The sequence below is a fragment of the Streptomyces sp. NPDC046303 genome (assembly GCF_055588085.1).
In genome coordinates this window covers 234603-256186 of record NZ_JBVJFA010000002.1, presented here as the reverse complement: position 1 = coordinate 256186, position 21584 = coordinate 234603, and the positions used below count along the sequence as shown (strand labels likewise).

Sequence of the window (21584 nt, the reverse complement as noted above, 5' to 3'; positions counted from 1 at the left end):
AACGTTCCTCCGGCGGTGGCTGGGGGTGTTCGACCCGAGGAACAGTAGACGGGCGGCCCGTACTCCAAGGCCGAACCGCCCGCATTCATCCGACAAACAGAAGAGCGATCCGTCGCCGCATCGCATGAATCCGCGCCGGGCTCCGGCGCGTTCACCTCATGCGACGGACAGTCCCACTGCCTGGGCCAGCTGGCCGGCGGCATGCGCGAAGAAGGCGTCCCGGTCCTCGACCACCCGGTTGAACTGCCCGAACAACTCGAAGGAGACCAGTCCGACCAGTTGGGCCCAGGCGGCGACGAGCGCGGCCGTGACCTCCGGAGGCAGGCCCTCGGCGAAGTCGGCGGTCATCCGGACGGCCTCGGGCCGCAGGGCCGCGGGGAGCGGCGGCAGGGCCAGGCCGTGGCCCTCGTAGGCGGCGCGGAGGATGGCGATCAGGGCGTTGCCGACGCGCGAGGCGGGGGCGATGGTGTCGGCGGGGGCGCTGTAGCCGGGGACGGGGGAACCGTAGATGAGGGCGTACTCGTGCGGGTGCTCCAGCGCCCAGGCGCGGACGGCCCCGCAGACCGCGACCCAGCGGGCACGGGGCGGGTCCCCGGCGGCCAGGGAACGGGCGTCGGCCTCCTCCGCCGCCGCGCCGACGCTGTCGTACGCGTCGACGATCAGGGCCGTGAGCAGCTCGTCGCGGCTCGGGAAGTAGCGGTAGAGGGCGGAGGAGACCATCCCGAGCTCGCGGGCGACCGCGCGCAGGGAGAGTTTGGCGGCGCCTTCGGCCGCGAGCCTGCGGCGGGCCTCGTCCTTGATGGCGGCGGTGACCTCGATGCGGGCCCGTTCCCTGGCCCCTCGCACGGTGTTCATGCGCGTCAGTGTGCCATGAGGCGGAGCACTGCCCAAGAATCGGAGCCCTGCTCCATTTCGAGAGCACCGCTCTTGATTCGGTGCACCGATCCGTGCACACTGATCTCAAGCGAGAGCACTGCTCTCGAAAAGGACTACCGATCCGATCCGGAGGCCACGATGAACGCGTCCAGCCCGTACTACGTCCAGGCCGGCCCGCTCGCCACCCGCTTCAACTCGCTCCTCGGAAAGCTGGCCCGGCTGGGCATCAGCCTCGCGGGCAGCGCCGAGCTGTCGGTCCGCGGGCGCACGTCCGGCACGATGCAGCGGATCCCGGTCAACCCGCACACGTACGAGGGCGCGCAGTACCTGGTCTCGGCCCGCGGCCACTCCCAGTGGGTCCGCAACATGCGGGTCGCCGGCGGCGGCGAACTGCGCGTGGGCCGCAAGGTCCGCACGTTCACCGCCACGGAGATCACCGACCCCGTCCTGCAGGCGGCCGTCCTGCGCGCCTACCTGGAGAAGTGGGGCTGGGAGGTCAACCGCTTCTTCCAGGGAGTCACCGCCCAGTCCTCCGCAGCGGAACTCCAGGCGGCCGCAACCGACCACCCCGTCTTCCGCATCACGGTGTCCTCCTGACCCGGCCGGCGCTCCCGGGCCGGGGACTGGGCGGGGTGGCTATCGGACCGGCCGCACACGCCGACGTGTCGGCATGCCAGCGCCTACCCCCCCCCGCACCCTGGGACAGGCCTCCGGCCCCGGCCCACCCAACACCGCCCAAACACGGCCACACCGCACCCCCCACCCAGGGGCAACACCGAGCTCCCACAGGAGGCAGGTACCGACACAGCCGAACAGGCCACGTGCAGCCCCGCCCGGGACACACCCCGCAAGGGGCCCGGTGACGGCGCAGCCGGACACGCGGCGTATCGCCCCGCCTGGGGCTCCCGCACGCGACCGGCCCACACACCGCCACACCCAACCCCGCAGGCGCACCACCGAGTTGCCATAGGGACCAGTGCCGGCGCCACAGGAAGCCCCGCCCGGGACACCCCCCGCAAGGGCCCGCTGACAGCGCAGCCAGACACCCGCGTATCGCCCTACCTGGGACAGCTCCCACACGCGACCGGCCCACACACCGCCGCATCCAACCCCCGCCAGGGGCCACCACCGAGCTGCCGTAGGAACCGCGGTGCCGACGCCGCACGACAAGCCAGGCGCAGCCCCGCCCGGAGCAGCCCCCGCAAGGGCCCCGGTGACGGCGCAGCCGGACACGCCCGATCCCCCCGCCTGGGACAGCTCCCACACGCGACCGGCCCCCGCACCGCCACACCCAACCCGCCCAGGCGCACCACCGAGCTGTCCTAGGGACCGGCGCCGACGCAGCAGGACACGCGGGGCGCAGCCCCGCCCGGGACAGACCCCGCAAGGGCCCGGTGACGGCGCAGCCGGACACGCGGCGTATCGCCCCACCTGGGGCGGCTCCCGCACGCGACCGGCCCCCGCACCGCCACACACAACCCCCGGCCAGCGGCATCGCCGAGCTCCCGCCGGAGGCAGGTGCCGACACGGCCGGACACGCCTCGTGCAGCCCCGCCCGCGGCTGCTCCCACCAGGGACCGGCCCACCACCGCCGAACACCGCCCCACCAAACCCCCAGGGGCACCACCGAGCTCCCGCAGGAGGCAAGTGCCGGCGCAGCGGACACGCCCGGTGCTACCCCGCGGGGGGCAGCTCCCCGCACGGGACCGCCCCCGGCACCGCCCAACACCGCCACACCAACCCCCGCCCAGGGGCACCACTCAGCTCCCGCAGGAGGCAAGTGCCGGCGCAGCCGGACACGCCACGTGCAGCCCCGCCCGGGGCGGCTCCCGCACGGGACCGGCCCCGGCACCGCCGAAGACCGCCACGCCAACCCCTACCCAGGGGCACCACCGAACTCCGGCAGGAGCCAGGTGACGGCGCAGCCGGACACGCCAGGCGCAGCCCCGCCCGAGGCGGCTCATGCACGGGACCGACCCCGGAATCGCCCGACACCGCCACGGCCAGGGGCACCACCGAGCTGCCGTAGGAGGCAAGTGCCGGCGCAGCCGGACACGCCAGGTGCTACCCGCCCGGCGCAGCTCCCGACAGGGACCGGTCCCCGGCGCAGCCGAACACGCCACGTGCTACCCCCGGCCGCCGAGGGGCACCACCGAGCTCCCGCAGGAGGCAAGTGCCGGCGCAGCCGGACACGCCACGTGCAGCCGCGCTCGGGGTAGCTCCCGGCAGGGACCGGCCCCGGCGCAGCCGAGCCACCCGACCCCGAGCCCCGGCCAGGGGCCCGGGGGTCGGGGCCTACGCCTGGGCGCGGCCGCCGTTGCGGGCCGCCTGCCGGGCGTCCAGCGCGTGCAGCGCCCTGCGCGCCAGCGGGTACGTCCGCACCAGGTCGGCCAGCGTCGTCGAGCCCCGCGTGATACGGGCGAAGGCCCGCCACGCCGGCCGGAATCCGGTGATCGCCGCGTGCAACAGCCCCGGCCGGGCCTCGAAGACGGACAGCATCCGCTTCCCGACGCCCATCTCCACGCCCAGCCCCGCCTTCACGGCGAAGGCGTAGTTGAGGGCCTGGCGGCGGGCGTCCACCCCGTCCTGCGCCTCCGAGATCTTCACCGCCCACTCCCCCGCCAGCCGCCCCGAGCGCAGCGCGAAGGAGATGCCCTCCCTGGTCCACGGCTCGAGGAGTCCGGCGGCGTCGCCCGCCACCAGTACCCGGCCCCGCGACAGCGGCGAATCGGGCGTGCGGCAGCGGGTCAGGTGGCCGGAGGAGACGGCGGGTTCGAAACCGGCGAGACCGAGCCGGGCGATGAAGTCGTCCAGGTAGCGTTTGGTCGCGGCGCCCTCGCCCTTGGCCGAGATGACCCCGACGGTGAGGGTGTCGCCCTTGGGGAAGACCCAGCCGTAACTGCCGGGCAGCGGGCCCCAGTCGATCAGCACCCGCCCCTTCCAGTCCTCGGCGACGGTGTCCGGGACGGGGATCTCCGCCTCCAGACCCAGGTCGACCTGCTCCATCTCCACGCCGACGTGTGCGCCGATCCGGCTCGCGCTGCCGTCCGCCCCGACCACCGCGCGGGCCAGCACCGTCTCCCCGTCGGCGAGCACCACGGCGACCGTGCGCCGGTCGGGCACGGACGCGCCGTGCTGTTCGACTCGGGCCACCGCGGTGCCCGTACGGACCGTCGCGCCGGCCTTCTCGGCCTCGGCGACCAGACCGGCGTCGAACTCCGGCCGGTTGATGAGCCCGAACAGCATGTGCTTCGAGCGCCGGGTCCGGGTCAGCTTCCCCTCCAGCGAGAAGGTGACCGCGTGGATGCGGTCCTTGAGGGGCAGCACGAAGCCCGGCGGCAGGGCGTCGCGCGAGGGCCCGATGATGCCGCCGCCGCAGGTCTTGTACCGGGGCAGCTCGGCCTTCTCCAACAGCAGGACGCGCCGCCCCGCCGTCGCCGCCGCGTACGCCGCCGAGGAGCCGGCCGGCCCGGCGCCGACGACGACCACGTCCCACACTTCGCCGGTTTCCCCGCTGCCCCCGGCCACCTCGCCGTCCGCCCCCCGCGCGGCGTTCCCTTCGTCCCGGTCGCGTACGTCGTCGCTGTCGCTGTCGCTGTCGCTGTCGCTGCTCACGATGTGCTGCTGCTCCTGATCACCCGTTGCTCCGATGCCGGGGAAATCCTACGGCGAGACGCCGCCTCGCCCCGCTGTGCGAGGATCGGGACTGTCTTCCGCCGTACCCGGCGTACGCGCACCACGCGGACGCGGGCGGCGTATACCGAGCACAACGTCGCACCCAAAAGGAGCGTGCCCATGTCCCAGAATCCGATCGCCGAGACCATCGCCTCGCTGATGCCCCGCGCCAAGCGGGAGCTGACCGAGCTGGTGGCCTTCCAGTCGGTGGCGGACTGGGCGCAGTTCCCCCAGAGCGAGAGCGAGGCCGCCGCGAACTGGGTGGCGGACGCGCTGCGCGCCGAGGGGTTCCAGGACGTGGCGCTGCTCGACACCCCCGACGGCACCCAGTCCGTGTACGGCTTCCTGCCCGGCCCGGAGGGCGCGCCGACCGTGCTGCTCTACGCGCACTACGACGTGCAGCCGCCGCTGGACGACGCCGCCTGGATCTCCCCCGCGTTCGAGCTGACCGAGCGCGACGGCCGCTGGTACGGGCGCGGCGCCGCCGACTGCAAGGGCGGGTTCATCATGCACCTGCTGGCGCTGCGCGCCCTGAAGGCCAACGGCGGCGTGCCGGTGAGCGTGAAGGTGATCGTCGAGGGCTCCGAGGAGCAGGGCACCGGCGGCCTCCAGCAGTACGCCGAGGCGCACCCCGAGCTGCTGGCCGCGGACGCCGTCGTCATCGGCGACTCCGGCAACTTCCGTCTCGGACTGCCGACGGTGACGGCCACGCTGCGCGGGATGACCCTGATCAAGGTCAAGATCGACACCCTGAGCGGCAACCTGCACTCCGGCCTGTTCGGGGGCGTCGCCCCCGACGCGCTGGCGGCGCTGATCCGGCTGCTGGACTCGCTGCGCGCGGCGGACGGTTCGACCACCGTGGACGGGCTGGCGTCGGACGCCGTGTGGGAGGGCCTGCAGTACCCGGAGGCGGACTTCCGCGCCGACGCGAAGGTGCTGGACGGGGTCGAGCTGATCGGCGAGGGCACGATAGCGGACCGGCTGTGGGCCCGCCCCGCCGTGACCGTACTGGGCATCGACTGCCCCTCGGTGGTCGGCGCGACGCCGTCGGTGCACGCGAGCGCCGGCGCGCTGATCAGCCTGCGGGTGCCGCCGGGCGTGGACACCACCGTGGCCATCAAGCTGCTGGAGGCCCACCTGACGGCGCACACCCCGTGGCAGGCGAAGCTGGAGCTCGAGGTCGTGGGCCAGGGACAGCCGTTCCAGGCGGACACGAGCAGCCCGGCGTACGCGTCGATGGCGGCGGCCATGCAGGTGGCGTACCCGGGTCAGGAGATGCAGGTCGCCGGCATGGGCGGCTCGATCCCGCTGTGCAACACCCTGGCGCAGCTGTACCCGGACGCGGAGATGCTGCTGATCGGGCTGAGCGAGCCGGAGGCGCAGATCCACGCGGTGAACGAGAGCGTCTCGCCGCAGGAGCTGGAGCGCCTGTCGGTGGCGGAGGCCCACTTCCTCGTCAACTACGCGGAGTCCAAGCGCGGCTGAGGCCGGCCGCTGCGCGCGGGGGTGGCGCCGCACACCACGGTGCGGCGCCGGCGCGCAGCCTGCCCCCCCCCGGCGGGCGGGTGCGCTCTGAGCGGACTCGGCTCCTGGTGAAATCGCGGGTTCGAGCCGTGCGCGGGGCGGCGCGGGTCCGTACGTTCCCGGTATGGATCTCGTCGAAGTGCTCCCGGACCGCCTGCACATGCTCCGCTTCCCCATCGGCCAGGCCTATCTCTGGCAGGACGCCGAGGCACTGACCCTGATCGACTCGGGGCACGTCGGGTCCGCCGCCGAGATCGAGGGGGCGATACGTTCCCTCGGGCTGCTGCCGGAGCGGTTGGAGCGGATCGTGCTGACCCACTGCCACCGCGACCACGTCGGCGCGGCCGGTGAGCTCGCCGCCCGCTGGGGCGCCCGGGTACTGGCGCACCGGCTGGACGCGCCCGTGATCCGCGGCGAGCGTCCCGTGCCCGAACCGGTCCTGCTCGACTGGGAAGTGCCGCTGTACGCGCACGGCCTGACCGTCCCCGAGGCCCCGCCGACCCCGGTCGACCAGGAAGTGGAGGACGGTGACGCACTGGGCTTCGGGGACGGAGCGTACGCGGTGCACGCCCCGGGCCACACCGACGGCAGCATCGGCGTCCACCTCCCGCGCCACGGCGTGCTGTTCACCGGGGACTGCGTCGCCGCCGTCGGCCCGCTGATGCTCGGCGTGTTCAACGTGGACCGGGCCGCGGCGATCGGCTCCTTCCGGCGCCTGGCCGCGCTGTCTCCCGCCGTGGCCTGCTTCGGGCACGGCGACCCGCTGACGACGGACACGGCGGCCGCGCTCGCGAAAGCAGCGGCCGACACCGACACCGACACCGACACCGACACCGAGAACGACGACAACGCCCCCCGCCCCACCGGCTCCGCGTCCTGAGGGTCCCGTCAGCCGACCGGGACGCCCGCCTCCAGGTACAGCGGACGGCCGCGTTCCCGGGCGCGCAGGGCCCAGCGCAGCCGCTCGTAGCGGTGCTGCGGGAGCATTCCGGCGGCCTCGGCCTCCGTGACGAACCGCCAGGCCCGCAGTTCCGGGCCGGGCAGCCGGAGCCGGGCCTGCGCGCCGTCCGGGAGGCGGCCGCCGTCGAAGAGCAGGCGCAGGCCCCCGTAGCCGGGCGGCTGCGGGCGCTCCCAGTCGACCACCAGCAGTCCGGGGGCGCGGTCCAGTTCGAGACCCAGTTCCTCGGCGACCTCCCGTACGGCCGCACAGGCCGGGGCCTCGCCGGCTTCGACGACGCCGCCCGGGAACTCCCAGCCCGCCTTGTACGTCGGATCCACCAGCAGCACCCGGTCCTGCTCGTCGAAGAGCAGCACCCCGGACGCCACCGTCTCCCGCGTGGGCTCCGGGGTCTGCACGATGTCGCAGACGGAGGCCTCCTCGGTGCGGACGGCTTCGACGATCCGCTCCGCGGTCTCCCGCACGCTCAGGGCACCGTTGTCGATGACGTGCGCGTCGGCGGTGAGCCAGCCGAGCGCGTGCTGGTAGGCGGGGAGGTGGTCGTAGGCCCACTGGCGGACCCGCAGGTCGTGGTCCTCCGGCGCGACGCCCGGCTCCTCCCGTGTCGCGATCCGATGCCGAAGGATCGTTTCCGCAGGGGCCAGGAGCACATGGCGCACCGGGATCCGCCGGGCCGCCAGAGCGCCGAAGATCTCGTCCCGGTACTCCTGCCTGAGCAGTGTCATCGGTACGACGAGCAGCCCGCCCAGCTCCGTGAGCATCGCCGCCGCCGTGTCCACCACCAGGCGCCGCCAGCTCGGCAGGTCCTGGTAGTCGGAGACCTCCGCCAGGCGCTTGCGCGGCAGCAGCACCCGCAGCGCGTCGCCGATGAACTCCGGGTCGAACAGGGTGCTGTCCGGCAGGATCCCGGTCAGTTCGCGGGCCGTGCTGGTCTTCCCGGCGCCGAATGTGCCGTTGATCCAGACAATCACGTCTACCCCTCTCCCCATGGCTCGTCCGGAGCCCCCAGTGGCTTGCCCGCCCCACCCTGGCACGGAAACCTCACTATCGGCCGAGTGCTTATCCTCAAGGTCAGCGCCCCGCCCGATATCTCCGGAGGTTTCCCCACCGTGCCCCACAGCCGCCGCCCGTCCGACCCCCGTTACGGAAACCGGCCGACCATGAAGGACGTGGCGGCCCGGGCGGGCGTGGGCCTGAAAACGGTGTCGCGCGTGGTCAACGGGGAGGCCGGGGTCACCCCCGACACCGAACGGCGGGTCCAGGAGGCCATCGACGCCCTGGGTTTCCGCCGCAACGACAGCGCACGCGTGCTGCGCAAGGGCCGTACCGCCACCGTGGGTCTGGTCCTGGAGGACCTCGCCGACCCCTTCTACGGTCCGCTGAACCGGGCGGTGGAGGAGGTGGCCCGCGCGCACGGGGCGCTGCTCATCAACGGCTCCAGCGCCGAGGACCCGGACCGGGAGCGGGAGTTGGCGCTCGCCCTGTGCGCGCGCCGGGTGGACGGGCTGATCGTGATCCCGGCGGGCGACGACCACCGCTACCTGGAGCCGGAGATCCGGGCGGGCGTGGCCACCGTGTTCGTGGACCGCCCCGCCGGCCGGATCGAGGCGGACGTCGTCCTCTCGGACAGCTTCGGCGGAGCCCGTGACGGGGTGGCCCACCTGATCGCGGGCGGCCACCGCAGGATCGGCTTCATCGGCGACCACCCCCGCATCCACACGGCGACGGAGCGGCTGCGCGGCTACCGCGCGGCGATGGCGGACGCGGGCCTGACACCGGCCGAATCCTGGGTCTCGCTCGGCTCCACGGCCCCCGAACGGGTGGCGGCGGCGGCCCGTTCGATGCTCACGGGCCCCGACCCGGTGTCGGCCGTCTTCGCCGGCAACAACCGCGTGACGGTCACGCTGGTGCGCGTCCTCACCGCCCTGGACCACCCGGTGGCCCTGGTCGGCTTCGACGATTTCGAACTGGCCGATCTGCTGCGCCCCGGCGTGACGGTGGTCGCCCAGGACCCGGCGGCACTGGGCCGGGTGGCCACGGACCGCCTCTTCCAGCGCCTCGCGGGAGCCGGCCTCCCCCCATCCCGCATCGAACTGCCGACCCGCCTCATCCCCCGCGGCTCGGGAGAACTCCCGCCGTTCAGCGGATGAGGGCGCGCAGGACCGGCACCGACGCGCCCGCGGCGGCGAGTCCGGCCAGCACGGCCGGCGCGGGGCGCATGCCGCCGAGGTGGGCGAGTACACCCACGACGATGCCGATCAGCACGGCGCCGATGAGTACGACGGCGGAGTGCAGCGACAGAAACGGCTCTTCCACCCGCTCCGGCGGTGGCTGGGAGGACGGCCGGGAGGACGAGGACGACGGTGGAGGCTGCGGAGTGGTGGTCATGACGCCATTGCACCGGCCCGTTCCTCCGCACCCCACGCCGATGGAACGAACCCGTAACGGACCGAACCGGCGCCGAACTCCCCCGTACAGCGCCCCTGTTCTCCGGCCGCTCCGCCCTGTTCGGGAAATTCCGGGACTGTTCGCCGAGCGGCCCCTAGCCTGGTGTTCCGTACGGCCCGGGAGGGACGCAGCGTGGATGCGCAGAGCAGCTTCGAGGAGGAACTGGCCCGGCTCGCAGCCGACTTGAGGGAGTTGCGCCTCGACCGCGGGGCGCCCTCGTACCGGCGGCTGGAGGCCCGGGCGAAAGACTGCCTGGCCGGCGTCCGACTGCCCGCCGCCACCCAGAGCGACGCCTTCCGCGGCAAACGGCTGCTGGGCTTCGACCTGCTGATGGGACTCGTGCGCGTCCTCCTTGCCTACGACGAGTACGGCCGCGAACGCCCCGTCCCGGCGCACAACTCCGCCGCCCTGGAGCCCTGGCGTGCCCGCTGGCGCGCGGTGCGGAGGCTGCGGCCGCCGCAGGGTCCGGGCCGGGCCGACGCCCGCCCGCTGCCGGAACCCGCGCCGGTACCGGCGGCGGTCCCACCCCCGGCGGCGTCGGCCCCGCCCCCGGCGGCCGCGCCGACGCCCCGGGCCGCGCCGTCCCGCACGAACGCCCCGCCCCGGGCTCCCGTTCCCGTACGCTCCGCCCACCCGAGCGGCTTCGCCCTGGCCCACCTGCTGACCGCGGACAGCGGAAACCTCTGGGGACTGGCGTTCTCGCCCGACGGGCGCCACCTCGCCATCACGGGCAAGGACCACACCATCCGCATGTGGGATCTGGCGAACGGCCGGCTCGTCGGCACCCGGGACACCGGTGACATCGGGGCGCACTGCCTGGCGTTCTCGCCCGACGGCCGCATCCTGGCTTCCGGTAATGTCGACCACTCCGTGCGCCTGTGGGCGGCCACGACCCTGGATCCACTGGGGCCGCCGATGCTCGGCCACGGGAGGACCGTCTGCGCGCTGGCGTTCTCACCCGACGGCCGCACCCTGGCCACCGCCGACGCCGCCGCCTCCGGCCCGGTGCTCCGCTGGGAGGTGTCCACCGGGCGGCCCGCCGGTCCGCCTCTGACGGGTGATCGTGGCACGGTCCGCGCGCTGGGCCATCTCCGGGACGGCCGGCTGCTGGCCGCGCTGTGCGGCAGGAGTCTGGTCGAGCTGTGGGACCCGGTGGCGGGCACGACCGTCGGGGAGCCCGGTCTCAGCCACGGCGGTGAGGTCGTCGCCGTTGCCTTCAGCTGTGACGGCCGGCTGCTGGCCACCGGCGGTGAGTCCGTGCAGGCCCGGCTCTGGGACACCGTCACCGGCAAGCCGGTGGGCCCGGCCCTCGCCTGGGCCGCCGGGCTGGTCTGGGACGTGGCCTTCAGCCCGGACGGCCGGCTGCTGGCCGCCGCCGACGACAACGGTACGGTCCAGCTGTGGGACACGGGCACCGGCACCCCCGTCGGCGGGCCCTTGACCGGTGACGGCCACCGGCTCCAGAACGTCGCCTTCTCCGCCGACGGCCGCACGCTCGCCGCGTGCGGCGAGGGCGACACCGTGGTCGTCCACAGCATGGACCCGCCCCCTCGGCCCGCCGCCCTCGCTCCGCTCGCGGACCGGGCCCTGGGCGCGGTCCTCTACGGGGAACCGCGGTCCCGCTGCCCACCCTGACCGGTGGCGCCCGGGGGTCCCTGGGGAAGGTGGCCTTCTCCCCCGACGGCAGCAGGATCTTCGCCGTCGCGACCGGCGAGCGCGTCATGGCCTGGGACCCGGTGGGCGGCCGCGGCCTGCCCGAGGACAGCATGGACTGCACGCCGGGCAGGCCGGGCATCCATTGGGGACTGACGTTCCCCCATGACGACGGCCGGGCCGCGCTGTGGACCCCGATGTCGGATCGCAGCGCGCCGCTGCGCGGCCGGATCTCCTTGATCAAGGAGCTGGCCTTCGATCCGGCCGGCCGGTTCATCGCCGTGGTCGCATCGGACGGCCGGATGCGGCTGTGGAACGCCACCGGCGACCGTCCGACGGGTGAGGGCTTCTCCGGAACGGACGAGGGGGAAGTGACCGCCGTCGTCTGCGTGCCCGACGGCAGTCTGCTGGTCCTCGCCGCCGGCCACACCCTCGTGAGCTGGAATCCGGCCACCGGGCTGCGGCAGGGTCTGGCGTACCCGCGCCACGAGTCCCCGGTACGCGCGCTGGCCTGCTCGGCGGACAGCCGGCTGGTGGCCTCGGGCGATGTGACGGGCAGGGTCCTGCTGTCGTACTCCGGCGGCTTTCACCGTCCCGGGCCGCCGGCCGTCCATCCCGGGGGGATCCATGACCTGGCGTTCTCACCCGACGGCACCCTGCTCGCGATCGCCGCCGACGACGGCGTGCACCTCTGGAACCCCGTCACCTGCGCGTACGCGGCCGCTCCGGCGGGGGACGGCACCGCCGTCCACGGTGTCGCCTTCTCCCCCGACGGCGGCCTGCTGGCCGCCACCGGCGCGGACGGCACCGTGCGGCTCTGGCTGTCGCCGCTGTCTCCCCGCGACACGGGCCGCGGCCCGGACCCGGTGAACGGGGCCGGGCCGCGGGACAGCCGGTAGCAGGGAGAGGCGGGCGCTTACGCCGTCGCCGTCAGGGTCGCCGAACGGCGCGGGATGGCGAAGGCGTCCAGTTCGGCGCGGGTCAGGCCGGTCAGGGCGGTGACCTCCTCGGTGCCGACGGCGCCGCAGTCCAGGCCGCGGACCAGGTAGCCGGCCAGGGCCTTCGCGGTGGCGGGCTCGTCCATCACATCGCCCTCGATCTTGGCGACGTACGCCTTCAGGCGCGCGGCGGCGGCCTCGAGGCCCTCGCGGTAGAAGGTGAAGACCGCCGCGTAGCGGGTCGGGAGGTGCGCCGGGTGCATGTCCCAGCCCTGGTAGTAGGCGCGGGCCAGGGCGCGCCGGGTCAGGCCGTAGTGCAGCTTCCAGGCCTCGTGGACGTGCTCGGTGCTGCCGATCGGCAGCACGTTCGTGGAACCGTCGGACACGCGCACGCCGGTGCCGGCGGCCGCGACCTGCATGATCGCCTTCGCGTGGTCGGCGGCCGGGTGGTCGCTCGACTGGTAGGCGGCGGAGACGCCGACGCAGGCGCTGTAGTCGAAGGTGCCGTAGTGCAGGCCGGTGGCACGGCCCTTGGAGGCCTCGATCATCCGGGCGACGGTGGCGGTGCCGTCGGAGGCGACGATGGACTGGCTGGTCTCGATCTGGATCTCGAAGCCGATCCGGCCCGGCCGCAGGCCGCGGGTGGTCTCGAAGGCCTCCAGCAGCTTGACGAAGGCGCTGACCTGCTCGGCGTAGGTGACCTTGGGCAGGGTGAGGACCAGCCCGTCCGGCAGGCCGCCGTGCTCCAGCAGGCCGGACAGGAAGATGTCCGTGGTGCGGATGCCGCGGTCGCGGACGTTGGACTCCATGCACTTCATGCGGATGCCCATGTACGGGGCGTTCGTGCCGTTGGAGAAGGCTTCGGAGACGAGGCGGGCGGCGCGGGCCGCGGCCTGGTCCTCCTCCTCGTCGGAGCGGACGCCGAAGCCGTCCTCGAAGTCGACGCGGAGGTCCTCGATCGGCTCGGCCGCGAGCTTGGCCCGGACGCGGTCGTACACGGGTACGGCCAGCTCGTCGGAGATGCCCAGCACCTTGGCGAAGGTGGCGGCGTCCGGGGCGTGCTCGTCGAGCGCCGCGAGGGCCTGGTCGCCCCAGGAGCGGATGGTGTCCGCGGCGAACACGTCACCGGGCACGTAGACGGTGTGGATGGGCTGGCGGGTGCCGGGGTCGCCCGGGTAGTGGCGCGCGAGTTCCGCGTCCACCGGGGCGAGGGAGGCGCTGATGCCCTCGCTGACCGCGCCTGCGAGGCTCGTCGCCACCTTCTCCTGCTGACCCATCGTGCACTCTCCTCTTTTCCGCTTCACGGAAGCTTAGATCCGCATAGCAGAATTTAGTCACGGGGTTCCGCTCAGTCAATGGTCCCCCCGCCGTCCTGGACAAACGACTCGGGGCCGTGTGGTGACAATCACCACACGGCCCCGAGTTGGAGAGATATGCAGGTCAGGGACTAGCCCTTGCGCGCCTTGATCTCCTCGGTCAGCTGCGGGACGACCGTGAAGAGGTCGCCGACCACGCCGTAGTCGACCAGGTCGAAGATCGGGGCCTCGGCGTCCTTGTTGATGGCCACGATGGTCTTCGAGGTCTGCATGCCGGCCCGGTGCTGGATCGCGCCGGAGATGCCGGAGGCGATGTACAGCTGCGGGGAGACCGACTTGCCGGTCTGGCCGACCTGGTTGGAGTGCGGGTACCAGCCGGCGTCGACGGCGGCGCGCGAGGCGCCGACGGCGGCACCGAGGGAGTCCGCGAGCTCCTCGATGATGTGGAAGTTCTCGGCGCCGTTGACGCCGCGGCCGCCGGAGACCACGATCGCGGCCTCGGTCAGCTCGGGGCGGCCGGTCGACTCGCGCGGAGTGCGGCCGGTGACCTTGGTGCCGGTGGCCAGGGCGCCGAAGGTGACGGCGAGCGCCTCGACGGTGCCGGCGGCCGGGGCGGCCTCGACCGGAGCCGAGTTCGGCTTCACGGTGATGACCGGGGTGCCCTTGGACACGCGGGACTTGGTGGTGAAGGACGCGGCGAACGCGGACTGCGTCGCGACCGGACCCTCGTCACCGGCCTCGAGGTCGACGGCGTCGGTGATGATGCCGGAGCCGATGCGGACCGCCAGGCGGGCGGCGATCTCCTTGCCCTCGGCGGAGGACGGGACGAGCACGGCGGCCGGGGAGACGGCCTCGTACGCGGCCTGGAGCGCGTCCACCTTGGGTACCACGAGGTACTCGGTGAACTCGGGGGCGTCGGCGGTGAGGACCTTGACGGCACCGTGCTCGGCGAGCACGGCCGCGGTGGCCTCGGCGCCGGCGCCCAGGGCGACGGCGACGGGCTCGCCGATGCGGCGGGCCAGCGTCAGCAGCTCGAGGGTGGGCTTGCGGACGGCGCCGTCCACGTGGTCGACGTAGACGAGAACTTCAGCCATGGGACTGCTCTCCTGCTATTGCGAAGTGTCTGGGGGCTAAGAGGGATGACCGAAGCTCTAGATGAACTTCTGGCCGGCCAGGAACTCGGCCAGCTGCTTGCCGCCCTCGCCCTCGTCCTTGACGATCGTGCCGGCGGTGCGGGCCGGGCGCTGCGCCGCGGAGTCGACCTTGGTCCAGGAGCCTTCCAGGCCGACCTCGTCGGCCTCGATGTCCAGCTCCTCCAGGTCCCAGGACTCCACCGGCTTCTTCTTGGCGGCCATGATGCCCTTGAAGGACGGGTAGCGGGCCTCGCCCGACTGGTCCGTCACCGAGACGAGCGCGGGGAGGGAGGCCTCCAGCGTCTCGCTCGCGGTGTCGCCGTCGCGGCGGCCGGTCACGGTGCCGTCCTCGACCTTGACCTCGGAGAGCAGGGTGACCTGCGGGACGCCCAGGCGCTCGGCCAGGATCGCCGGGAGCACGCCCATGGTGCCGTCGGTCGAGGCCATGCCGGTGATGACCAGGTCGTAGCCGGCCTTCTCGATCGCCTTGGCGAGCACCAGCGAGGTGCCCATGACGTCGGTGCCGTGCAGGTCGTCGTCCTCGACGTGGATGGCCTTGTCGGCGCCCATCGACAGCGCCTTGCGCAGCGCGTCCTTGGCGTCCTCGGGACCCACCGTCAGGACGGTGATCTCCGCGTCGTCGGCTTCGTCGGCGATCTGCAGCGCCTGCTCGACGGCGTACTCGTCGAGCTCCGACAGCAGGCCGTCGACGTCGTCACGGTTGACGGTCAAGTCCTCGGTGAACTGCCGGTCGCCGGTGGCGTCGGGCACGTACTTCACACAGACAACGATCCTCAGGCTCACGCCGGCTCTCCTACCGCATCGTCTTTTCTGGTACCGCCTTGTGCAGGCAGCATAGGCGCCTTGTCGGGCGGATCCCGGTCGGGGCGGCCCGCGCTCCGAAGGGAATGTTACTCGTCAGTACACCTTGGGTCCCGCGCAGGCGCAAGCTCGGTGAACTGTGATCTGTCCAACGCCGCCTCGACCCGCCCCAACAGGGACGATTCAGTCGCGCAGCGCGTTGAAGCGACCTTGGTGGTACAGCAGGGGCCGGCCTTCCCCGGCCGGATCCCCCGCGACCGCCTCCGCGATGATCACACGGTGCTCGCCCGCGGGCACCCGCGCCACCACCCGGCAGACCAGCCACGCGAGCACGCCGTCCAGGACCGGCACCCCGTGCGGCCCGGTGCTCCAGCCGGTGGCCGGGCCGAAACGGTCCGCCCCGCTCCGGGCGAACAGGCCCGCGAGATCCCGCTGGTGCTCGCCGAGTATGTGGACGCCTAGGTGGTCGCTGTCGCGCACGGCGGGCCAGCTGGAGGAGCCGGTGCCGATCGTGAAGGACAGCAGCGGCGGATCGGCGGAGACGGAGTTCAGCGAGGTGGCGGTGAAGCCCGCCGGCCGGCCGCAGGTCTCGGCGGTGATCACGGCGACTCCGGCGGCGTGCTGCCGGAACACCGAGCGCAGGAGGTCCGGCGAGCCGGGGCGGCCTGCGCCGAGCCGGGGAGACGAAGGCGTCGGGGAGGAGGACATCGGGGACGAGGTGGTCGTCGGGGCCGCAGGAGCGGTCATCGGGGTACTTCCTTCTGCCGCGGAGCACGCGGGCGCTGTCGGGGATCGGGGACCGGGGGCGTTCAGTGGTCCCGACAGCGCGCGCTCGCGTAGCGGACGAGGTCCACGTGGACCCGTCCGTAGAGCAGGGGTTCATACGGCATGCGGCCAGCCTGGCGATCTCCTGTGTACACAGTCAAGCGGGATCCGTCAGATGTCAGGCGCGTCACGCTGCGTACGGGCCCGCGCGACGGCGCGTGTACCGGCGCTCGCGTCATACGGCGGCGCCCAGGGCGGCGATCACATCCGCCTTCCGCGGCATTCCGGCCGCCCGCCGCACGATCCGGCCCGCCGCGTCCAGGACGAGCACGGTGGGGGTCTTCTCGATGCCCAGCGCCCGGACCAGCTCGAGGCGGTCCTCGGCGTCGATCTCGATGTGCGCGACCCCTTCGACCATCCCCGCGACCTCGGCGAGGATCCGCCGCGTGGCCCGGCAGGGCTGGCAGAAAGCGCTGGAGAACTGCACCAGGCTGGCCCGCTCACCGGGTTCCGCACCCAGGTCCGCGGCATCGAGGCGGCCCTGGACGCCGCCCTGCACGGCGCTCCGGCCGCCGTTCTGGCTACCGTGCCGACCACCGCCCGGGACGCCGCCTGCGCCGTCCCCGCCGCGGCCCCCGCCATCGTGCTGCCCGCGCACCCGCGCTCCCCTCGCCGTCCTCGCTTACGCGCACCCTGCCCGTACGCTCGTACTCTCATCGGAGCGCCCGGCGCGGGCACCGCATTCCCGGCGTGACGAGAATCTCGCCGGGCACACTCGTCTGGGCTGGCCAGCAGCGCGCGTTTGGGGCACGATCCCCCATGGGTCGCGTACCTACGCTTCCGTAACTTCCGGCCGGGAGCACCTCCCCAGGCAGAAAGCGGGGTCTCCCCACCATGGCTGAGCTCGTCTATCCTCCCGTGATCGGCGCCGCGCACGGGCTGTTCCGCGCGCTGGACATCCGTATCGACATGCAGGGCACCGAGAACATCCCGCGCAAGGGCGGGGCGGTCCTGGTGTCGAACCACATCGGCTACCTCGACTTCATCTTCGCCGGCCTGACGGCGCGGCCGCAGAAGCGCCTGGTGCGCTTCATGGCGAAGGAGTCGGTGTTCCGGCACAAGGTGTCCGGTCCCCTGATGCGCGCGATGAAGCACATCCCCGTGGACCGCAAGCAGGGCGAGACGGCCTACCAGCACGCCCTGGACTCGCTGCGGGCCGGTGAGATCATCGGGGTGTTCCCCGAGGCGACGATCTCCCAGTCCTTCACCCTCAAGAGCTTCAAGTCGGGTGCGGCGCGCATGGCCCAGGAGGCCGGGGTCCCGCTCATCCCGGTGGCGCTGTGGGGCACCCAGCGGCTGTGGACCAAGGGCCGCCCGAAGAACCTGAAGCGCAGTCACATCCCCGTGACGATGCGGGTCGGCGAGCCGATCGAGGCGCCGACGGACCAGTACGCCGGGGCCATCACCCGCCGGCTGCGCGAGCGCGTGCAGGAGCTGCTCGACGCGGCGCAGCGCGCCTACCCGGACAAGCCCAAGGACGCGACCGACTCCTGGTGGCTGCCCGCCCACCTGGGCGGCACCGCGCCGACGGCGGCCCAGGTCAAGGAAGCCGGCTGACCCGACGCCGAAGCGCGGCCCGTTCCCCCGGGGGGAGGGGCCGCGCTCCCGTGGTGCGCGCTCAGTGGGGATTGTCGGCGTGGGTCAGGGTCTCCCAGGCCTCGAAGTGGTTCTCGGTGCCCGCCGGGCGCCGCCCCTCGGTGAGCCTGCGGGTGTTCTCCATGGTGATGCCGAGCCGGGTGTGCAGGGCGTTGTAGCCGACCTCGGTGGCCGGGCCGATGCCCTTGGTCAGGCTTCCGCCGCAGAGCCAGGACGGGACGGACTCGCCGAGTTCGTACTTGGCGTGGAAGCCCAGCGCGTGCCGGAAACGGTCCTTGAACTGCGGGTACAGATCACGGCCCTGGATCCGCGAGGTCTCGGCGACGTGCATGGTCGCCGCGATGCCCATGCCGGTGTGGCCGAAGTCCCGGCAGGTCTCCTGGGCGAGGCCGTCCACGAAGGTGGTCTGGCCGTGCCAGTAGTCGATGAGCTCGCTGCGGCTGTCGATGGAGGAGCGGGGCGGGTAGACGGGCTGCGCGCCGTCGGACGCCAGGTAGAAGTAGGCGGGGACACGACCGAGGTAGATGCCCATCGCCTTGTCGTAGGCGGCCCGGTCGTCGAGGTGGACCGCGATGCCGACGGCCGCGTCCATCATGATCAGTTCCCAGTTGCCGTTGCTGTTCGGCCTCCCGTTGATCACCTCGGGCAGGTAGACCTCGCGCAGCATCGTCGCGAACCGGTTCCGGTTCGGCCAGCCGCCGGTGTAGGTGTGCTTGATGATCTCGGCGGCGCGCGGCCAGGTCGATCCGGCCCAGCCGCTCTGCAGGGGCGCGTTGCTGTTGGTGTGGTCCTTGATCGTCGCGGACCAGGCGTCCATGAGCTGGATCGACTTCTCGGCGTACTTCGCGTCCCTGGTGAGGTACCAGGCGAGCGCGTGGGTGTACGCGGCGATGGCGTCCTCGCGCTCCTCGGAGCAGCCGTTGTTCGGGTTCGAGTACGAGCCGCACTCGACGACGGCGCGTGGCTTGGGCGTGCGGGTCAGCGATCCGTACGTGCTCGCGAGCATGGCGTCGAACGCCTGCTTCCAGGGCAGGCGGCCCTCTTGCACCTGGGCCCGTACGAAATCCAGCTGGGCGCGGCTGTTGAGCACTCCGGGGTGGACGAACTGCGCGGGGGCGGCGGGAGCCGGGGGTGCCGCGGGTACCGCGCCGGTGGGGGCGGGGACCACGGCCGCCAATAAGCCGAGGGCCAGGGCGGCGAGCCCGGCGGGGAGTCCGAAACGCATGGGGGGCCTTCCGGTTGGAGGTTCCGGCGGAGGGGGTTCCGGTGCCCCGAAGATACTCATGCTCATGTCAAGCTGACAACGCCATCTGACAAGAAAGTTTCCTGTCACCTCGTCAGGCCGCCGGCACGTCAGCGCCGTTCAGGCTTCGCGCTTGCGCCGGCGATGGGCGGCCACCCGCGCGCGGCTGGAGCACGTGGTGGAGCAGTACCGGCGCGCACTGCCCGGCCCGGTGGCGAGGAAGAGCCGCCCGCACCCCTCCGCGGCGCAGGCACCCCAGGCGATCCGCCCGTACTCGGTGAGCAGTTGGGCCAGCGCGAGGGCGCCCGAGGCGAGGAACCAGTCGCCCCATCCCGCCTCCTCACCCCGGTCCACGTGCAGGTGCCAGGCGTGACCGTCGTGCCGGGTCAGGCGGGGCCGGGTGGCGCACTCCTCCAGCAGCGCGTTGAGGGCCTCGGCGGTCCGGTCCTCGTCGCTCTCGCCGAGGACCGCCGCCATCCGCCGGGCCGCGGCCCGCAGTTCGGCGGAGTCCGCCTCGGAGAACGCCTCCTCGGTGAGGTCCGCCGGGCGCTCCCCGTGCCCGGCCAGCAGCTGCGCGAGCGCGGTGCGCGGCAGCGCGGGGTCCGCGCGGACCGCCTCGGCGAGGTCGATCAGCCGCCGGGCCGCCGAGAAGCCCCCTCGCGAGTCCGCCATGCCCGGATCCTTTCGCCGTACACCCGAATGCCGTAACGTCTTGAGCCGTTATCACGTTACAGCAGCGGGGAGGGGCCGGGATGAGCGGGTTCGGGCGGTACCTGGCGGCGGCGCTGGCCGCGCGGTTCGCCTCCGAGGGCATGGGCATGGCGGTGGTGCTGCTCGCCCTGGAGCGCACCGGGAGCGCCTCGTACGGGGCGTTCGTCCTGACCGCCTGGCTCGCGCCGCACGTGCTGGCGGCTCCGCTGGCGGGCGCCGCCGCGGGCCGGACCGGACGGCCGCGGCTCTTCCACACCGGCACCCTCGCCGGGTTCACGGCGGCCGGGGCCACGCTGGCCGTACTGCTGGGCCGTGCCCCGCTGCCGCTGGTCCTGGGGGTGGCGGTGCTCGGCGGCAGCTGCGGGCCGATGGTGACGGGCGGGCTGTCCAGCCTGGTGACGGGGCTGGTCCCGGCGGGGGCCGGGCGGGACCGGGCCTACGGCTGGGACGCCTCCACCTACAACGCCGCCGCGGTGACCGCCCCCGCGGCGGTCAGCCTGATCGCGGCACTGGGCTCGGCGGGCCCGGCGATGGCCGTCCTGGCGGTGTCCGGCGCGCTGGCGGCCGCGCTGGCCGCGACCCTCCCGTACGGGGGCCCGGGCGCGGGCGCACCCCGGGACCGGACCCGGGCCGGGCTGGGCGCGGGTCTCGCGGCCCTGTGGCGGGTCCGGGAGCTGCGGGCCGTCACCTCGGCGACGACCCTGGCCTTCGTGGGCATCGGCTCCCTCACCACCACCTCGGTCCTGCTGGCCGCCGGGCTCGGCAGTCCGGGCGCCGGGGGCGTGCTGATGACGGCCTTCGCGGTGGGCGCCCTGCTGGGCTCGCTGACGCTGGGCCGCATGACGTCCGTGGAGCCGGGCCGGCTGGTGCGCTGGGCCCTGGCCGGGACCGGGGTGGCGCTGGCCGCGGCCGCGTTCACACCGTCCGTCGCCGTCACGGCCGCACTGTTCGCCGTCGCGGGGGTGTGCGACGGACCGCTCCTGACGGCCACCCTGCGGATCCGCTCGGAGCACGCCCCGGACGCGGTGCGGACGCAGGTGTTCACCCTGGGCGCCGGACTCAAGGTGACGGCGGCGTCGGCCGGGGCGGCCCTGGTGGGGTTCGCGGCCGAAGCGCCCGCGTGGACGCTGCTCACCGGGATCGCCGCACTCCAGCTCGCGGCGGCCCTGCTGCACGCCCTGGCGGCCGCCGGAGGCCCCGTACCGGCGCCTCCGATCGTCACAGAGCGGTCGGCAGGTTCTCCCACAACTGCGGCCGGTCCGCGGAGTCCTGGAGCGCCGTGAGCACGGCCGGGTGCGGGGCGGCGTACAGCTCGGGGTAGTCGGCCTCGCCGACTTCCGGGCGTACGGGGAAGGCCAGTTGCTCCACGTCGAGGCTGAACCGCGCGTCCACGCCGGGCTTGTTGCCGCGCGGGTCCACCCGCGCCCAGCGCTCACCCCCGGGCAGCCGGAGCGCGACCAGGCCGTGGACCAGGGGGTTCGTCCCGTCGTCGTCGGCGAGCCGCTGGTAGCACAGGGCGGCCGGGATGCCCCGGGCCCGCAGCAGGGCGACGAGGGCGTGCGATTTGGCGTGGCAGATGCCGTTGCGGGTGGCCAGGACCTCCGAGGCGCGCCAGGAGACGCGCAGGTCGCCGGAGTCGGCGGAGTGCGGGATGGTGTCGCGGACGAACGCGAAGACCGCCTCGGCGTACGCGTGCGCGTCGCCGGCCGAGGCGGTCCAGAAGGCGTCGGCGGTTTCCCGGACCAGCGGATGTCCGTGATCGAGGGCTTCGTCGGCCGCCAGATAGGCGGCCAGGTCGGGATGCTCCTGGGTCAATTCCATGACCCAGGAGCATACCTATGCAATGCCGCGCATGACTATCGAGTT

Annotated in this window: 21 protein-coding genes; 8 read left to right on the top strand and 13 right to left on the bottom strand. The window is 73.5% G+C overall.

The features are described 5' to 3' along the window. Nucleotides 1-156: 156 nt before the first annotated feature. On the bottom strand, nt 157-855 hold the full coding sequence (locus ACZ6I1_RS02915) for a TetR/AcrR family transcriptional regulator (protein WP_469282387.1): 699 nt from the start codon (nt 853-855) through the stop codon (nt 157-159). A gap of 159 nt (nt 856-1014) precedes the next feature. On the opposite strand from ACZ6I1_RS02915, the gene ACZ6I1_RS02910 reads away from it, so the two are divergent. Further along, the gene (locus ACZ6I1_RS02910; RefSeq protein WP_469282385.1) at nt 1015-1473 is read left to right on the top strand and encodes a nitroreductase/quinone reductase family protein; all 459 of its coding nucleotides are present in this window, start codon (nt 1015-1017) and stop codon (nt 1471-1473) included. A 1698-nt stretch (nt 1474-3171) separates the two neighbouring features. On the opposite strand, the gene ACZ6I1_RS02905 is transcribed toward ACZ6I1_RS02910, so the two are convergent. Continuing rightward, nucleotides 3172-4491: a geranylgeranyl reductase family protein gene (locus ACZ6I1_RS02905; protein WP_469282383.1), complete on the bottom strand. Its 1320-nt coding sequence runs from the start codon at nt 4489-4491 to the stop codon at nt 3172-3174. Between the two features lie 180 nt (nt 4492-4671). On the opposite strand from ACZ6I1_RS02905, the gene ACZ6I1_RS02900 reads away from it, so the two are divergent. Then, the gene (locus ACZ6I1_RS02900) at nt 4672-6036 is read left to right on the top strand and encodes a M20/M25/M40 family metallo-hydrolase (RefSeq protein ID WP_469282381.1); all 1365 of its coding nucleotides are present in this window, start codon (nt 4672-4674) and stop codon (nt 6034-6036) included. A gap of 163 nt (nt 6037-6199) precedes the next feature. Then, nucleotides 6200-6955: an MBL fold metallo-hydrolase gene (locus ACZ6I1_RS02895; RefSeq protein ID WP_469282379.1), complete on the top strand. Its 756-nt coding sequence runs from the start codon at nt 6200-6202 to the stop codon at nt 6953-6955. An 8-nt stretch (nt 6956-6963) separates the two neighbouring features. On the opposite strand, the gene ACZ6I1_RS02890 is transcribed toward ACZ6I1_RS02895, so the two are convergent. Then, entirely contained in the window at nt 6964-8004 is a 1041-nt protein-coding gene (locus tag ACZ6I1_RS02890) for an NUDIX hydrolase (RefSeq protein WP_469282377.1), read from the bottom strand. Nucleotides 8005-8193: 189 nt separating this feature from the next. On the opposite strand from ACZ6I1_RS02890, the gene ACZ6I1_RS02885 reads away from it, so the two are divergent. Beyond that, nucleotides 8194-9183, top strand: a complete 990-nt coding sequence (locus ACZ6I1_RS02885) for a LacI family DNA-binding transcriptional regulator (RefSeq protein WP_469282375.1) — start codon at nt 8194-8196, stop codon at nt 9181-9183. On the opposite strand, the gene ACZ6I1_RS02880 is transcribed toward ACZ6I1_RS02885, so the two are convergent. Further along, the gene (locus tag ACZ6I1_RS02880) at nt 9173-9421 is read right to left on the bottom strand and encodes a hypothetical protein (RefSeq protein ID WP_469282372.1); all 249 of its coding nucleotides are present in this window, start codon (nt 9419-9421) and stop codon (nt 9173-9175) included. The two genes, ACZ6I1_RS02885 and ACZ6I1_RS02880, sit on opposite strands and share 11 nt — an antisense overlap. 192 nt (nt 9422-9613) lie before the next feature. Between ACZ6I1_RS02880 and ACZ6I1_RS02875 the strand changes: the two genes are divergently transcribed. Together ACZ6I1_RS02875 and ACZ6I1_RS02870 are read left to right on the top strand one after the other, a co-directional pair. Beyond that, the gene (locus tag ACZ6I1_RS02875) at nt 9614-11116 is read left to right on the top strand and encodes a WD40 repeat domain-containing protein (protein WP_469282370.1); all 1503 of its coding nucleotides are present in this window, start codon (nt 9614-9616) and stop codon (nt 11114-11116) included. Between the two features lie 29 nt (nt 11117-11145). Continuing rightward, nucleotides 11146-12033, top strand: a complete 888-nt coding sequence (locus tag ACZ6I1_RS02870) for a WD40 repeat domain-containing protein (RefSeq protein ID WP_469282367.1) — start codon at nt 11146-11148, stop codon at nt 12031-12033. A gap of 17 nt (nt 12034-12050) precedes the next feature. On the opposite strand, the gene ACZ6I1_RS02865 is transcribed toward ACZ6I1_RS02870, so the two are convergent. The 6 genes from ACZ6I1_RS02865 to ACZ6I1_RS02840 form a co-directional block, all read right to left on the bottom strand. Further along, nucleotides 12051-13349 carry a DUF6986 family protein gene (locus tag ACZ6I1_RS02865; RefSeq protein ID WP_469282365.1) on the bottom strand — a complete coding sequence of 433 codons (1299 nt, stop codon included), beginning with the start codon at nt 13347-13349 and terminating at the stop codon, nt 12051-12053. A 170-nt stretch (nt 13350-13519) separates the two neighbouring features. After that, a complete protein-coding gene (locus tag ACZ6I1_RS02860; protein ID WP_469282363.1) occupies nt 13520-14482 on the bottom strand; it encodes an electron transfer flavoprotein subunit alpha/FixB family protein in 963 nt (320 codons plus the stop codon). Between the two features lie 57 nt (nt 14483-14539). Next, a complete protein-coding gene (locus ACZ6I1_RS02855; RefSeq protein ID WP_469282361.1) occupies nt 14540-15325 on the bottom strand; it encodes an electron transfer flavoprotein subunit beta/FixA family protein in 786 nt (261 codons plus the stop codon). A gap of 201 nt (nt 15326-15526) precedes the next feature. After that, entirely contained in the window at nt 15527-16051 is a 525-nt protein-coding gene (locus tag ACZ6I1_RS02850) for a flavin reductase family protein (protein ID WP_469282617.1), read from the bottom strand. 101 nt (nt 16052-16152) lie between these two features. Further along, entirely contained in the window at nt 16153-16233 is an 81-nt protein-coding gene (locus ACZ6I1_RS02845; protein ID WP_362597307.1) for a putative leader peptide, read from the bottom strand. A 110-nt stretch (nt 16234-16343) separates the two neighbouring features. Further along, entirely contained in the window at nt 16344-16667 is a 324-nt protein-coding gene (locus tag ACZ6I1_RS02840) for a TlpA family protein disulfide reductase (protein ID WP_469282359.1), read from the bottom strand. Between the two features lie 335 nt (nt 16668-17002). Between ACZ6I1_RS02840 and ACZ6I1_RS02835 the strand changes: the two genes are divergently transcribed. Continuing rightward, entirely contained in the window at nt 17003-17725 is a 723-nt protein-coding gene (locus ACZ6I1_RS02835) for a lysophospholipid acyltransferase family protein (protein WP_469282356.1), read from the top strand. 61 nt (nt 17726-17786) lie between these two features. Here the strand turns inward: ACZ6I1_RS02835 and ACZ6I1_RS02830 are convergent, their stop codons facing one another. After that, entirely contained in the window at nt 17787-18989 is a 1203-nt protein-coding gene (locus ACZ6I1_RS02830) for an alginate lyase family protein (RefSeq protein WP_469282354.1), read from the bottom strand. Between the two features lie 138 nt (nt 18990-19127). Continuing rightward, a complete protein-coding gene (locus ACZ6I1_RS02825; protein ID WP_469282352.1) occupies nt 19128-19679 on the bottom strand; it encodes a CGNR zinc finger domain-containing protein in 552 nt (183 codons plus the stop codon). 80 nt (nt 19680-19759) lie between these two features. Here ACZ6I1_RS02825 and ACZ6I1_RS02820 point away from each other — a divergent pair, with 80 nt between their 5' ends. After that, complete coding sequence (locus ACZ6I1_RS02820; RefSeq protein WP_469282350.1) at nt 19760-21001, top strand: MFS transporter; 1242 nt, start codon at nt 19760-19762, stop codon at nt 20999-21001. On the opposite strand, the gene ACZ6I1_RS02815 is transcribed toward ACZ6I1_RS02820, so the two are convergent. Next, nucleotides 20937-21539, bottom strand: a complete 603-nt coding sequence (locus ACZ6I1_RS02815; protein WP_469282348.1) for a transglutaminase-like domain-containing protein — start codon at nt 21537-21539, stop codon at nt 20937-20939. The two genes, ACZ6I1_RS02820 and ACZ6I1_RS02815, sit on opposite strands and share 65 nt — an antisense overlap. Nucleotides 21540-21584 lie beyond the last annotated feature (45 nt).